The organism is Sulfitobacter sp. G21635-S1 (genome assembly GCF_027213915.1).
In the GTDB taxonomy this organism is placed as follows: domain Bacteria; phylum Pseudomonadota; class Alphaproteobacteria; order Rhodobacterales; family Rhodobacteraceae; genus Sulfitobacter.
In genome coordinates, this window is the sequence record NZ_JAPWGV010000031.1 from 14,668 (window position 1) to 27,571 (window position 12,904).

15 protein-coding genes are annotated in these 12,904 nt (G+C 59.3%); 13 read left to right on the forward strand and 2 right to left on the reverse strand.

Annotated features, from left to right (window positions below; genetic code table 11):
• The first annotated feature begins 125 nt into the window (after window positions 1–125).
• From O4H53_RS22905 to O4H53_RS22935, 7 genes are all read left to right on the forward strand, one after another.
• The gene (locus tag O4H53_RS22905) at window positions 126–479 is read left to right on the forward strand and encodes a winged helix-turn-helix transcriptional regulator (RefSeq protein WP_224556225.1); all 354 of its coding nucleotides are present in this window, start codon (window positions 126–128) and stop codon (window positions 477–479) included.
• Between the two features lie 237 nt (window positions 480–716).
• The gene (locus O4H53_RS22910; protein WP_036540318.1) at window positions 717–1,319 is read left to right on the forward strand and encodes a TetR/AcrR family transcriptional regulator; all 603 of its coding nucleotides are present in this window, start codon (window positions 717–719) and stop codon (window positions 1,317–1,319) included.
• A 72-nt stretch (window positions 1,320–1,391) separates the two neighbouring features.
• Window positions 1,392–1,943, forward strand: coding sequence for a TetR/AcrR family transcriptional regulator (locus O4H53_RS22915; protein WP_224769550.1), 552 nt, complete (start codon window positions 1,392–1,394; stop codon window positions 1,941–1,943).
• A 13-nt stretch (window positions 1,944–1,956) separates the two neighbouring features.
• Window positions 1,957–2,868 carry an efflux RND transporter periplasmic adaptor subunit gene (locus tag O4H53_RS22920; protein WP_224769549.1) on the forward strand — a complete coding sequence of 304 codons (912 nt, stop codon included), beginning with the start codon at window positions 1,957–1,959 and terminating at the stop codon, window positions 2,866–2,868.
• 136 nt (window positions 2,869–3,004) lie between these two features.
• Window positions 3,005–4,639, forward strand: coding sequence for a Mu transposase C-terminal domain-containing protein (locus O4H53_RS22925; RefSeq protein WP_269367360.1), 1,635 nt, complete (start codon window positions 3,005–3,007; stop codon window positions 4,637–4,639).
• Window positions 4,599–5,522, forward strand: coding sequence for a TniB family NTP-binding protein (locus tag O4H53_RS22930; RefSeq protein WP_268873819.1), 924 nt, complete (start codon window positions 4,599–4,601; stop codon window positions 5,520–5,522). The genes O4H53_RS22925 and O4H53_RS22930 overlap by 41 nt, the downstream gene beginning before the upstream one ends.
• Entirely contained in the window at window positions 5,519–6,310 is a 792-nt protein-coding gene (locus tag O4H53_RS22935) for a TniQ family protein (RefSeq protein ID WP_269367361.1), read from the forward strand. The genes O4H53_RS22930 and O4H53_RS22935 overlap by 4 nt, the downstream gene beginning before the upstream one ends.
• Window positions 6,311–6,504: 194 nt before the next feature.
• On the opposite strand, the gene O4H53_RS22940 is transcribed toward O4H53_RS22935, so the two are convergent.
• Window positions 6,505–7,824, reverse strand: a complete 1,320-nt coding sequence (locus tag O4H53_RS22940; RefSeq protein WP_067293074.1) for an MFS transporter — start codon at window positions 7,822–7,824, stop codon at window positions 6,505–6,507.
• 8 nt (window positions 7,825–7,832) lie between these two features.
• Window positions 7,833–8,093 carry a metal-sensing transcriptional repressor gene (locus O4H53_RS22945; RefSeq protein ID WP_007120627.1) on the reverse strand — a complete coding sequence of 87 codons (261 nt, stop codon included), beginning with the start codon at window positions 8,091–8,093 and terminating at the stop codon, window positions 7,833–7,835.
• 501 nt (window positions 8,094–8,594) lie between these two features.
• On the opposite strand from O4H53_RS22945, the gene O4H53_RS22950 reads away from it, so the two are divergent.
• From O4H53_RS22950 to O4H53_RS22975, 6 genes are all read left to right on the forward strand, one after another.
• Entirely contained in the window at window positions 8,595–9,323 is a 729-nt protein-coding gene (locus O4H53_RS22950) for a HupE/UreJ family protein (RefSeq protein WP_067293076.1), read from the forward strand.
• A 17-nt stretch (window positions 9,324–9,340) separates the two neighbouring features.
• Entirely contained in the window at window positions 9,341–9,964 is a 624-nt protein-coding gene (locus O4H53_RS22955) for a hypothetical protein (RefSeq protein ID WP_037929504.1), read from the forward strand.
• A 211-nt stretch (window positions 9,965–10,175) separates the two neighbouring features.
• The gene (locus tag O4H53_RS22960) at window positions 10,176–10,529 is read left to right on the forward strand and encodes a hypothetical protein (protein ID WP_037929506.1); all 354 of its coding nucleotides are present in this window, start codon (window positions 10,176–10,178) and stop codon (window positions 10,527–10,529) included.
• Window positions 10,530–10,739: 210 nt separating this feature from the next.
• Window positions 10,740–12,059, forward strand: a complete 1,320-nt coding sequence (locus O4H53_RS22965) for a multicopper oxidase family protein (RefSeq protein WP_223865962.1) — start codon at window positions 10,740–10,742, stop codon at window positions 12,057–12,059.
• A 40-nt stretch (window positions 12,060–12,099) separates the two neighbouring features.
• The gene (locus O4H53_RS22970) at window positions 12,100–12,555 is read left to right on the forward strand and encodes a DUF411 domain-containing protein (protein ID WP_037929510.1); all 456 of its coding nucleotides are present in this window, start codon (window positions 12,100–12,102) and stop codon (window positions 12,553–12,555) included.
• A 66-nt stretch (window positions 12,556–12,621) separates the two neighbouring features.
• On the forward strand, window positions 12,622–12,756 hold the full coding sequence (locus O4H53_RS22975; protein WP_007121580.1) for a hypothetical protein: 135 nt from the start codon (window positions 12,622–12,624) through the stop codon (window positions 12,754–12,756).
• Window positions 12,757–12,904: the final 148 nt, after the last annotated feature.

Below are 12,904 nucleotides of genomic sequence, written 5' to 3' on the forward strand. Positions count from 1 at the left end.
CTCCCGGTTTTCGGCGGGTTGTTAGGCTGCCGTTTTCCATATAGTATCATTAGGTGCCTTGCTTCATCAGTTAAAGTAGGCACTTAAAAGTAACTTACTTTCGTGGGCTGCGAGGGCTATCCACAATGAAAAGCGTCCAACCAGCTTCCTGCCCGATGGAGGCGCTGCTGCGTGTCATCACGGGACCTTGGACGATTTATATCCTTTGGGTTCTGTCCGAACAGGGTCCACAGCGTTTCGGCGCGACCAAACGGCTGGTGCCTGGAATTTCCACCCGGGTCCTGACTGAGAGGCTGAGAATGCTGGAACATGCCGGCGTGGTCTGGCGCGAGCAGGCCATGACCATCCCGCCCGCTGTCACATACGGGCTGACTGAACGCGGCGCGGAGCTGCGCGGTGTGCTGGACACCCTTGGATCCATTGCACGCCGCTGGGAGGCGGAGGGTGCTTTCGACGGGACGGCACGCTCGGCGGAATGATGACGTCCGTCCTGTTCGCGGAATAATCCCGCGCCAGAAAGCACCGCGAACGGAGCACGGCCCGAAGCTCATGACGAATTGAAAGCCGCGTTGGGTATGCCTGACAGGCGGCACTCACTCCGAACGATCCGCCCAGGTTTGCGGCTTGCCGCCACATAAAAATCAATTTACTGTACCGACTAGACGGTACAGTCAAGTTTGAAATCCCGCAATGCTGCACAGGACAGGAAGAGCGAGATGCGCGAGAGAAAAATGGCCGAGGTTTTGTTCGGCGCGCGGGAGGTCTTCTTCCGGTGCGGTTATGAAGGCGCCACCGTCGATGCCATTGCCGCCGAAGGGAAAGTGTCGAAGGCAACAATGTATTCGTATTTCCCGACCAAGGAGCAGCTGTTTCTGAGCGTCGTGGAATCCGAATGCGGTCGGCTTGCGGAAGAGATCCTCCGACCCTTGTCCGCAGGTCCCGAGCCGCGCGCCCAGTTGGAAAAACTTGCCCTGCGCATGATCGATCTCGTTCTGGACGAAACCTACATCCGCCTTCTGCGGACGTGTATCGGTGCCACCGAGATGCTTCCCGAGGTCGGGGAGGTGTATTTTCGTGCCGGACCGAAACGGGCACGCGAACTCATCAGTAAAGTTCTGGAACGCCTTTCCCGGGAAGGCGCGCTTGAGATCGACAACCCCCCGCGTGTTGCGGATCACTTCATACATCTTTGCGTTTCTGGACTGTTGATGCCACGCCTGCTGGCCGTGCAAAGAACAGTCGAGCGGGACAAGCATGCGGCCGATGCAGTCACTGCATTCCTGCGACTCTACGGGAGCGGACATAGAGTAGAGCTCTGAACTGACCTTGCTTTCCGACAACGGGGCAGTGCTCCACATCTCTCAATAAAATTGCCGAATGGACAGTGAATAATGACCATACAATCCAAAATGCAGGCAAAGAATGCGTCACCAAGGATCCTCGGCGCTGCGCGGGCAATTGCGCACAGAGAGGGCGCGGGAAAGATTACGATCGACGCCGTCGCGCGTGAGGCCGATCTCAGTAAAGGCGGGGTCTTATACAATTTTCCGACCAAGAGAGCGCTTCTTGCCGGGCTGCTTGATGAGATGCTCGCAGAACATCACGAACGCCTGGCATCAGTCCCGGAAGATCGCAGATCCCGCACCCTGCGTGGGCACCTGGAAGCAATCGTGCAAGCCAGAGCCGTCGATGACGACCTCTCGATGGCGATTCTCGCGGCTGCCGCGTCAGATCCGCGGCTGCTCGATCCGCTACGGGCTGAACTGACCGGCGACCTTGAGCGTATCCTGTCCGACACACAAGACACTCCGGGTGCTATGGTTGTCGTCCTAGCGATCCAGGGACTTCGGTTCCAGAAACTTCTGGGCCTTCCCGACGGTGGCGCGGATCTCAGGGGACGCGTCATCGAGCAATTGAGGGCCATGATTAATGAACTCGAATAGAGAGACACGAAGTTTGAAGCGGATCGTTTTTGTTATTGCGGTAGCGGCCGTGTCGGCCGTTGCCGTCCCGTTTGTTTCGCCGTTCCTGACCGATGTGCTGGCCCAGACCGCGACGGACACCCTGGAGGCAGAAGTCGATACAAGGCCTGCAGCGAACGTGGAGCGACCAGTCACGGTCGAAGTGACCCGTGCGCTCAATCGCGTCGTAAGTCAGTCTCGCAGCGTTGCAGGCCGCGTCGAACCTGCTCGAACGGTGGACCTTGCGTTTCAGATACCCGGGCAGATCATTCGCCTTGAGGTTGAGCCCGGCGACACGATTCGCGAGGGCGAGGTGATCGCGGAGCTCGACCAAATCGATTTCGAACTCGCCGTCGACCGGGCTCAGGCGTCCTACGACCTGGCGAATTCCGAACTCGCGCGCGCCTCGGACCTCGCCGATCGTGGCGTGGCGTCCGACGCGCGCCTCGACACGGCCCGCGCGCAGTTTGTCCAGGCAGAAGTCGCGCTCCGCGAGGCAGAGCGGCGCCTGTCCCAAACGAAAATCGTCGCGCCATTCGACGCGATTGTGGCGCGCACCTTCGTTGAAGAATATGTCAACGTCACGTCGGCCGCGCCTGTCGCGCGTCTACAGGATGTCAGCGAGATGCGGCTCGTGATCTCCCTGCCAGAGGAACTTGCGGCCATTGCGCGGTCGGCACCCGATGCCTTCGAGATCGTTGCAACTTTTCCGGCTGTTCCGGGTTACACCGCGCCTCTGGTGCTTCGCTCGTTTGCGACCGATGCCGACCGGACGGCGCAGACCTACGACGTGGAATTTGCGATCACGGGTGATATCGACCCGCGTCTTCTGCCCGGGATGACTGCGGATGTGCGCATCTCCATTGCCGCAGAAGCAGATCGCCCGCAATCCGTGATTGTCGCGTAGCCCTTAATTGTGAGATGAGAAATCCAACGAAATCAACAGCTGTGCTTTGCCCTTAAATATGAGATTTTGCCTTTAATTCCGATATTTTTGCTCTTAAACCTGAGACAGGGTTCACAGACATTTGCGGCAAATATCGATGGATGATGATGGCGAAGACTCCGTTGCCGTTGGTGCTGAAGAAGCGCGCAGAGCCGCGGTGCTGCGTCCCCTTGTTCAGGCCTTTCTCAAAGGGACTGGCAGTCTGGAAAGTGGCATCAATGACGCCGTTTGGGAGCTTGGTGTCAGCAGGGCGACGGTCTGGCGTTGGATAAAGCGGTTGGCGGAAGAGGGTGGGCGCACCAGCGCTCTGGCGCCGCGGAAACGGGGCCGCCCGACCGGGACGCTCTTGATATCCAGCAAAGTCGAAGCGGTGATCGAAGAGCACCTTCGCCGTTATTTTTTGCGCCGGGAGCGTTCGAGCCTGTCGCGCGTCGTGACAGAAATCCGCAGTGTGTGCTGGCAACAGGGCTTGCAGGCGCCGACACGGCGGACGGTTCAGCGTCGCCTGGATGCGATGGATGCCCGCGAAGTTGCGAAGGCACGAGAGGGCGCAAAGGTTGCCCGCCAGAAATTTGCGCCGGTCACAGGTGAGAACAAGGCCAGTGTGCCACTGGAGATCGTCCAAATTGATCATACGCCGGCGGACATCATTCTTGTCGACAGCTTTGAACGCCAACCAATTGGGCGGCCTTGGGTCACGCTGGCGATCGACATCGCAACGCGGATGGTAACCGGATACTACACTTCTCTCGAGGCGCCTTCGCGACTGTCAGTGGCGCTTTGCCTGACACAGGCGGTGGCCCCCAAGGCGGAACTTCTGACGGAATTGGCGTGCAATATTCCTTGGCCCGCGCAGGGTAAACCGCATAGCATCCACGTCGATAACGGGCGCGATTTCCGGTCGCATGCCTTTCGGTCGGCATGCGCGGAATGGGGGATCGATCTGGTCTATCGGCCGCCGGGAAGTCCTCACTTCGGAGGTCACATCGAACGTTTGATCGGGACGATGATGGGGGCCGTCCACCTGTTGCCGGGAACAACGCAATCCTCGATCGCGACCAAGGGCGACTATGATGCCGAAGGCATGGCCACGATGACGTTGAGCGAATTCGATCGTTGGTTTGCTTTGGAAATCTGCCGTTACAACAACAGCATTCATTCGAGTCTTGGCTGCACGCCCGTTGCCAAATGGGAGGCGCTCTCAGAGCAAATGACGGGCGACATCCCATTTGATATCGAAGCCTTTCAGGTGAGTTTCCTGCCGAGCGAACTGCGCAAGATCAGGCGTGACGGCATCCATCTGTTCCAGATAAGATATTGGTCCGATGCCCTTGCAGGCCACATCGGGCGCGGGGATGGAAAGGTGGTCGTTCGCTACGATCCTCGTGATATCTCAATGATCTGGGTTGAACTGGACGATGGCCGGTATGTTGAGGCGCGGTACAGAAACCTCGAGATTCCGCCCGTCTCGCTCTGGGAATATCGCGAAGCCATGAGGAAGGCTCGTGCCCTTGGCGCGTCCGGGTCCAATGAGCTGGTTCTGGCTGAGCTGATCCGACAGCAACGCCAGATAGAAGCTGAAAGCCGGGGCCTAACGAAGGCCGAACGCAGAACCCGTGAAAGAAAAGGGACATTGGAGGGTGCCAACTCGGCCGTCTCGTCAACCGAAGGGCTGCGAGCGATCGATACGGGTGATACATCGCGCCCATTGTTCAAGGTGGAGAGATGGTGAATTGAGGGCAGGGACAACTGAAGAAGACGGCCGGATCGCCCTCATTCAATCGGATATCTGGATCGGCTTTCCACGGGCGGAACAGGTGTTGGACCGCTTGCAGGGCATGATCGAAGCGCCACGACAAACCCGTATGCCTGGGCTTCTTGTGCATGGCGCCTCCGGGATTGGAAAGACGATGATTGCCCGAAACCTGTCGCGCAAGTACGCACCAGAATACGATCCGGCGTCGGGCATCACCCGCACACCGCTTCTGCTGTTGCAAGCGCCGCCCGCGCCTGATGAACGGCGGTTCTACCTGCACATCCTGGCCGCCGTCGGCGCCCCGGCGACGGCACTGAGCGCTCGCGCTCAAAATGTGGCTTCCCTCGAAGTCCGTGTCATCGCGCTCTTGCGTGACCTTGGCCTGCGGATGATCATGATCGACGAGGTTCACAACCTTTTGGCCGGGACCCACCGCGAACAGCGCCGCTTTCTCAATGTTTTACGGTATCTCAGCAATGAACTCGAAGTATCGCTGGTCTGCCTCGGGGTCAGCGAGGCCGTCGATGCCATCCGTGGTGATATCCAGTTAGCCAGGCGGTTGGACGAACATCACCTCCCAAACTGGCGCGACGATGCCGAGTTCTCGGACATGATCCAGACACTCATCGCGGCAATGCCCCTCGAGAAGAAATCCAATCTGAAGGTCAAGTCACTCAAGCAGATACTTGCGCTGACCGGTGGGGTGACCTCGCGCATCTTCGCGCTGATCAAGGATCTTTCCATCGACGCCATTGTCACAGGTGATGAATGCATCGCCGATGACGCAATCGCAAAATGGACCCCGGTTTGGTCGCGCCATGCGAACGCCCATCGGCGGCTTGAGATGACCGGGCTGTGAAGCCGCGTTCGCTGCCCAAGACTGTCGCGCCGCTGCCAGACGAGTTGTTGTCAGGTTGGCTGTCTAGGCTGGCGGCGGCCAACTACTGTGATGATGCGGAACTACTGGCTCATCTCAGAATCGATACCGCGCATGGCACCGCCTTGAACTTCAACGTCGACGCGGCTGCGGCGGCGAAGATTGCCAACGCCGCACGGATTGACCCAGATGTTGTGCGATCTTTGACCTTCCCAGCGATGACGCCACGAGAAGCCTCGCTGACGGCCCAGATGCCATTCCAGCATTGTCTGCAATGCTCCCGAGAGGGCCTTTCGCTCAGGCATTGGAGGCGGGCCTGGGCATTCGACTGTCAAGTTTGCGGGACGAGACTTGTGCAGACACTTGGTAAAACAGGTGACGAACAATTACCCGACAAACTGATTTACCGAGCGCGCCGCGGGGCAGGGATGCTTGAGTGCGCCGCGCGATCTCGAAGCCCCAAGCAACTTCGGCGCGCAATGCGCGCGGTCACCTTTTCCATGTCACTTAAGGGCTGCCACGGGGAGCCGTTGTTCGCTCTTCAAAGCCACAGACCAGAAGTGAGGCTGTTTTGCCTTGCCGCAATCGCCGCCGCGCGATCTCATCCCTTGGCTAAGGCAGCCATCGTCAGCTTCGCCATAGACGACTTTGCCAGGGTTGCTCTCTTACGCGCCTTCGAGAAGGAGCATCGATTGCTAGCCGCGGTCGATCACATCGCGCAAAGGCGCGCGAGAAGCAAAGTCCCCATGACAGCCGAATCTCGCAATTAAGGGCAAAACTCGATGCCGAAAGCGTCTCGTCTCAGATTTAAGGGCAACGCGACAGCTAGAGTCAACGCCTCTGTCCGCCAAACTTGCAGAGAATTCGCGCATCTAGCCCAGTTTGACGAATGTTGCTCGAAGCACGAATGTCCGCACAGATGAAAACGAACCGCCCGTGTCCAGTCTTCGTCTCTTGCTGCGATTTATAAATGCGTGGCCCAGCGAGGATGGCTCTCGTCAATGATCAAGGCATGGCTGTGCCTGCGATGTCCCCTTAGGTGGGGATGGTCGAGTGGCAAATTTTTGTGGGTGTGCTCAAGCTCAACGGGATCGCCGGACGGCCAGAGTTTCAGCGCTGCGAGCATACCGAAGGCGGCGATGAGGGCCAGTCCGATCAGTGCGGGAACGACACCATAGACCGTCAGCAGCCATCCCGACAGCGGATAGGTCACAAGCCAGCAGGCGTGGGACAGCGCGAATTGCGCCGCGAAGAGTGCCGGGCGGTCCCCGGCGTGGGCGGAACGGCGCAGCAACCGGCCCGAGGGGGTGAGAACGGTGGAATACCCCAACCCCACTAGCAGCCAGGCTGTCAGAAGGATGGACCAGCCAAGGCCTGCTCCAAGGACCGTCAACGCCAGACCGACCAGAGTAGCCACCATCAGCGCGGCTCCGCCGAACATAACGGGCCGGTCCGGCAACACATCGAGAACACGCGGCAGGACCAGCGCGGCGATCATCGACCCTGCGCCGAAGGCGAACATCGTCCAGGCCAGAGCACTTTCCGAAAGGCCGAGCGAGCCGCGCACAAGAACGACGGTATTGACCAGCACCATCGCACCTGCCGCCGCCGCCGCGAGGTTCAATGCCAAGAGCCCGCGCAAGCGCGGCGTGGCCAGATAGATGCGGATGCCGCGCGTTGTGCGGTCATAGACACCGCGCGGCTCGGATGGGCGGGGACTCGGCAGCACGATCGAAGCAACCAGAAGGGCCGATGCGGCGAAACCGAGGACCGTTCCGAGGAAAAGTGAATTGTAGGACATCACCGCGAGCAGAAGGGCCGCCAGCGTCGGGCTGACGATGTTTTCCAGATCGTAGGCCAGCCGCGACAGCGACAGCGCGCGGGTATAGCGCGCCTCTTCGGGCAGAACGTCCGGGATCGTGGCCTGAAAGGTCGGCGTGAAGGCGGCGGAAGCCGATTGAAGAAGGAAGATCAGGACGTAGACCTGCCAGACCTCGGTCACGAAGGGCAGTGCGAGGGCGACACCGGCACGCACCAGATCGAGCATCACCAGAAGCGCGCGGCGCGGCACGCGGTCTGCGAAAGCCCCTGCAATGGGCGCGATGCCCACATAAGCAACCATCTTGATGGTGAAGACTGTGCCGAGGACCAGCGCCGCCCCGTCGCCCGAAAGATCAAAGGCGAGCAGGCCGAGTGCGACTGTGGCGAGTCCGGTACCCAGAAGGGCTACGACTTGCGCCAGAAAGAGGTGCCGATAAGTGCGGTCGGAGAGAATATCGAGCATGGTCGGCCTCAGAGATATCGGGCGATCGCCCGCAACTCTGCGCGATCAGTTTCAGAACTTTCAACGTCAATACAATGGTCCATGTGATCATGGATCAGCGCACGCTTGGCGTTCGTCACGGCCTTTTCGACCGCTTGCATCTGCTGAGCAATCTCCAGACAGGGTTTGCCCGCCTCGATCATTTCGATCACGGCGCGCAAATGGCCGTCAGCGCGTTTCAGCCGGGCGACAAGGGCGGGATGGGTTGCATGGACTGGATGTTTTGTCATAAAGTAGTTCTATCCCCCCCGGGAGGATAGAACAAGATGGTGCCACGACGCACCACGCTAGAGACGGGCAGACGGGCAGAACCTATGGAAACCTTGAGGACAGTTGTAAACGCCGCGTTTGCGACACTCTTATGTTTAGCCGTACTTCTCTGGTCTGTGGTGCCCGCAACCTCGCACGCGCCCTCAGTCTTCAGCGTCCTCCAAGAGCACGCAGAAATGATTGCTGAGCACGGTCATTCGCATGGACTGGAAGAAGACCTTGCCTGGGCCATGCATGGACACAACCATGACAGCGTCGATCACGATCACAGTCAGGCGGTTGTGCCTGGCCCCGACCGATCGCCGCACCCGCTCGATATTTACAGAGCCGCATGGCCTTTGAGGTCGGCCACGTCGAACACCTTACAGACATACCAAATCGAACGACCTCCGCGCGTCTGACCGACTGCGTGCCAACAGCGCGCTGCATTCGATCATCAACACATATGCGGAGTCAAATCCATGAATATAGTCCACCGGGGCTGGACCGATCCCGGCATACGCCGGATCGTGATCCTGTCCTTAATAACGCTGTCGGCACTCGTTCTGAGTGCAAGCCACGCGTTTGCCCACAATGTCACCGAAGGTGACGCGGGCTACATCCAAGAAATCTGGGGGATCAACATCATTCCCTTCATGTATCTCGGCGCCAAACACATGGTGACGGGATACGACCACATCCTGTTCCTGCTCGGCGTCGTCTTCTTCCTCTACAAGATGAAGGATGTCGGCGTCTACGTCAGCCTCTTCGCCCTCGGGCACTCGTCCACTATGCTGGCCGGTGTCTGGTTCGGCTGGGGCATCAACGCCTACATCATCGACGCGATCATCGGCCTTTCGGTCGTCTACAAGGCGCTCGACAATCTCGGGGCGTATCAGCGCTGGTTCGGGTTCCAGCCGAACACTAAGGCCGCAACGTTGATCTTCGGCTTTTTCCACGGCACGGGCCTGGCCACGAAAATCCTAGAGTATGAAATCGCTTCGGACGGGCTGCTGGCCAATCTTCTGGCGTTCAACGTGGGCGTCGAGCTTGGCCAGATCATGGCGCTTGCCGTGATCCTCATCGTCATGGGATTCTGGCGGAAATCCCCAAACTTCTTCCGCCAAGCCTACACCGCCAACGTCGTCATGATGTCCATGGGATTCATCCTCATGGGCCTGCAAATCACCGGCTACTTCGTAGCCACCTGAGAAGTTAGGAGACCAAAATGTTTAACGCAAAAAAACCGAGCCTTGATGAGCTTCCCAGCTCCGCGCAGCTTATCCGTTCCACTGCCATTGCGGCGGCCAGCGCCGTTGCGATCCTTGTGACCGTCGTGCTGCCTGCCGAATACAACATCGACCCGACCGGGATCGGCGGGGTTCTCGGGCTGAGCGAGATGGGGGAGATCAAAGCCCAGCTTGCGGAGGAGGCCGAAGCCGACAGGCTGTTGGAGATCGAAGCCGAAGAGCAGTCGAGCCTTATGAACGATATCTTTGGACTCTTTGTCGGCACGGCACATGCACAGGAGGCCGAAGTCTGGCGCGACGAAACCACCTTTACGCTGGCACCCGGCGACAGCGCCGAGTGGAAGCTGGTCATGGAAGAGGGCCAGACAGTGGAATACCGAATGCTGGTCGATGGCGGTCGGGTGAATTTCGACATGCACGGCCACGGCGGCGGTCAGTCGGTGACCTATGAAAAGGGCCGCGGTTCGACCGGCGACGAGGGCGAGATCATCGCGGCATTTGACGGCGAACACGGATGGTTCTGGCGGAATCGGGACAGCCAGCCCGCAACCGTGACTGTCCAGGTGCGCGGCCAATACACCGAATTCAAAGACGCAAGTTGACACAAGGGCAGCCACCCGCATGAAAAGATGCGGGTGGCTGCCTGGCTCCGAAACAGACCTTGGATGAGTCCGCAGTCTCGCCTCAGATTTTCCCCTGAAACCAACCTCGGGCATCCGTTGGCCAATCAGTGAGTACCCACGTGGCAATGTCACGCCTATGTTACAGGATACTTCTTGACCTCCCCCTACTGGAAGCTTGCATAAGAATTGCATGATCCGCGTTTTTCGCCTCATTTTGATTCTTGCATTGAGCTTCGGTGCCGTGGTTGCGCCGGATGTATCGGCAGCGAATGCGGCTGAGGCAGCAATGGTTCAGATGGTGGGCGCCGAAAGCGCGGACGACCATTGCGGCGGATGCGATCCGATCGGATTTGCTGACGGGATATCCTGCGAGGGTGGGTGTACGGTCCCATGTGGCGCGGGAAGTTCGGCCGGTATCGTAGCTCGTACGTCAGCGATGACGCTTGAGATGGCCTTCGGTGTTGTCATCCCGGTCGCGGGACCTGTGATCCCGATTGGCGCGATTCCCTCGCTTGATCCATTCCCTCCCAAGCTGCCTGTCTGAACCTGATAACGGCCTAGCTTATTGCGGGGCCTGACCGTTGCCTTGGCCGAAGCTGGCTGAGCGCGACCCCTTCAGATCAAGGCAGAAGTGATGACCCTCAACAGACTGATTTCACGACGGCACGTGCTGCGCACCGGTGCCGCTTTCACGGCCATATCCGCTCTGTCACCGGCTCGAGTAGCGATGGCAGGTCCGACAGAGGACCCATTCTTGCTACGCGCTGCGGCCGGACAAGCCGCCCTGCGACCGGCACCCTACGGCTCTACCGACGTCTGGAGCTACAATGGATCCCTCCCCGGCCCCGAGATCCGGGTGCGGCAGGGAGACCGAATTCGGGTTCTGGCCCGGAATGGGCTAAATGAGGGGACGACGGTCCACTGGCATGGCATTCGCACACCCAATGCGATGGATGGTGTGCCGTTCCTAACACAGGACCCGATCCCCGTCGGTGGCGATTTTCTCTATGAATTCGATGCACTGGATGCTGGCACGTTCTGGTATCACCCGCACCAACGCAGTTCCGAACAGGTCGGACGCGGGCTTTACGGGCCGCTGATCGTCGAGGAAGCAAACCCGATCCGCGTAGATCGCGATCTGACCTGGATGCTCGATGACTGGCGGATGACCGGCGACGGACAGATTGCGACAGATTTCGGAAGTCGGCACGACGCCGCGCACGGCGGGCGTATCGGCAATTCCGTGACCATCAACGGCCAGATACCGGACCGCATCGCCGTGCGATCCGGAGAACGCATCCGCCTGAGGTTGGTCAACGCAGCCAATGCCCGGATATTCGGGCTGGATTTCGGGGGGCTTGCGCCGGTCGTGGTCGCTCTGGACGGTCAACCCGTGGCACCTCATGCACCAGACAGTGACGCCGTGGTGGTCGGCCCGGCCATGCGTGTCGATCTGGTGATCGACATGACCGGCAAGCCCGGAGAGAGCGTGACCGTCACCGATGTCTTCTACAGGGATCTGGAATACCGTCTGGTCGATCTCGCCTACGGGCCTGACAGGCTGCGGGACAGTGTGCCGGATTGGTCGATGGACCTGTCGCCCAACCCGCTGGCCGAACCGGATATGGCGTCGGCTGCGCGGCATCAGATCGTCTTCAACGGCGGCATGATGGGGCAGATGATGATGGGCGGCGGCATGGGGTCCATGATGGAGCAGATGCGCGAAGGCAACATGTGGTTCATCAACGGCAAAGCAGCAACGGGGCACATGATGGATCCCTTGCTGGTCCTGCCGCAGGGCACGTCGCATGTGCTGCAGATGGACAATCGCACCGCGTGGCATCACCCGATGCATTTTCATGGACATTCGTTCCGTGTGATCACACGGAACGGGCAACCGACACGGCACCGCGAATGGCAGGACACCGTCCTGATGGCGCCCGAGGAACGGGTCGAGATCGCCTTCGTGGCGGACAATCCGGGAGACTGGATGTTCCATTGTCACATCCTGGAGCACCAGGCGGCCGGCATGATGGGCATCATACGTGTCGATCCTGGCACGACCAAAACCTGAAACAATCTCACGTAACGATCACCACGAAAGGAAAGAACCGATGAAGAAACTAATTGGACTTGCCAATCTTGGCACCGCAGGTGCTGCCGCTATACTTGCAATGAGCCTGAATGCCGCGCCTGCCGCAGCGCAAGAGGCCACGCTCTACAAGAACCCGCAATGCGGATGCTGCGAGAGCTATGCGGACTACCTGCGCGAGAATGGCTTCACAGTCGAGGTGAAGCCGACCCACGATCTGGCTCAGATCAGCCGTGATGCAGGTATCCCGGACGATTTTCAGGGCTGCCATACGACCTTTCTGGAAGACTACGTCGTCAGCGGTCATGTGCCGGTCAATGTCGTCAACAAGTTGCTTGATGAGCGCCCGGACATTGTCGGCCTGACACTTCCCGGCATGCCGTTGGGATCGCCGGGTATGGGGGGTGCGAAGCAGGAACCGTTCAAGATTTACACCGTCGAAGAAGGTGTGAACCCGACCGTCTATGCGGTCGAATGATCAATTGCGCGGTCTGGTGCGATCCCGTGCCTGACCGGTTTCAAGGGAAAACAAAGGATGAAGTGCATGATGATGGATGGTGGAATGATGGGTGGCGGCATGATGATCGCGATGGGACTGGTTTGGTTACTCATCGTGGCGGTGCTGGTGCTCGCGGCAATCGCCTTGGTCAAATACATCCGCTCGGACAGCGGAAAATAGAAATGCGCCAAGATGCGGAATGAGGGCGACAGCAACGGCGACGGCCTGTTGTCGATGGGGATTGGTCTGGGGGCGTCCGTCCTGCTTGTCGTGGCATCGATAGTCGCACTCTCGTTGTATTTGGATAGCCAGAAGAAGGCACAAGCGA

Bases quoted from the DNA above. Each gene is read 5' to 3' on its own strand.
- O4H53_RS22905 (WP_224556225.1), top strand. From the start codon at position 126: ATGAAAAGCGTCCAACCAGCTTCCTGCCCGATGGAGGCGCTGCTGCGT.
- O4H53_RS22910 (WP_036540318.1), top strand. From the start codon at position 717: ATGCGCGAGAGAAAAATGGCCGAGGTTTTGTTCGGCGCGCGGGAGGTC.
- O4H53_RS22915 (WP_224769550.1), top strand. From the start codon at position 1,392: ATGACCATACAATCCAAAATGCAGGCAAAGAATGCGTCACCAAGGATC.
- O4H53_RS22925 (WP_269367360.1), top strand. From the start codon at position 3,005: ATGGATGATGATGGCGAAGACTCCGTTGCCGTTGGTGCTGAAGAAGCG.
- O4H53_RS22940 (WP_067293074.1), bottom strand. From the start codon at position 7,824: ATGCTCGATATTCTCTCCGACCGCACTTATCGGCACCTCTTTCTGGCG.
- O4H53_RS22945 (WP_007120627.1), bottom strand. From the start codon at position 8,093: ATGACAAAACATCCAGTCCATGCAACCCATCCCGCCCTTGTCGCCCGG.
- O4H53_RS22950 (WP_067293076.1), top strand. From the start codon at position 8,595: ATGAATATAGTCCACCGGGGCTGGACCGATCCCGGCATACGCCGGATC.
- O4H53_RS22955 (WP_037929504.1), top strand. From the start codon at position 9,341: ATGTTTAACGCAAAAAAACCGAGCCTTGATGAGCTTCCCAGCTCCGCG.
- O4H53_RS22960 (WP_037929506.1), top strand. From the start codon at position 10,176: ATGATCCGCGTTTTTCGCCTCATTTTGATTCTTGCATTGAGCTTCGGT.
- O4H53_RS22970 (WP_037929510.1), top strand. From the start codon at position 12,100: ATGAAGAAACTAATTGGACTTGCCAATCTTGGCACCGCAGGTGCTGCC.
- O4H53_RS22975 (WP_007121580.1), top strand. From the start codon at position 12,622: ATGATGATGGATGGTGGAATGATGGGTGGCGGCATGATGATCGCGATG.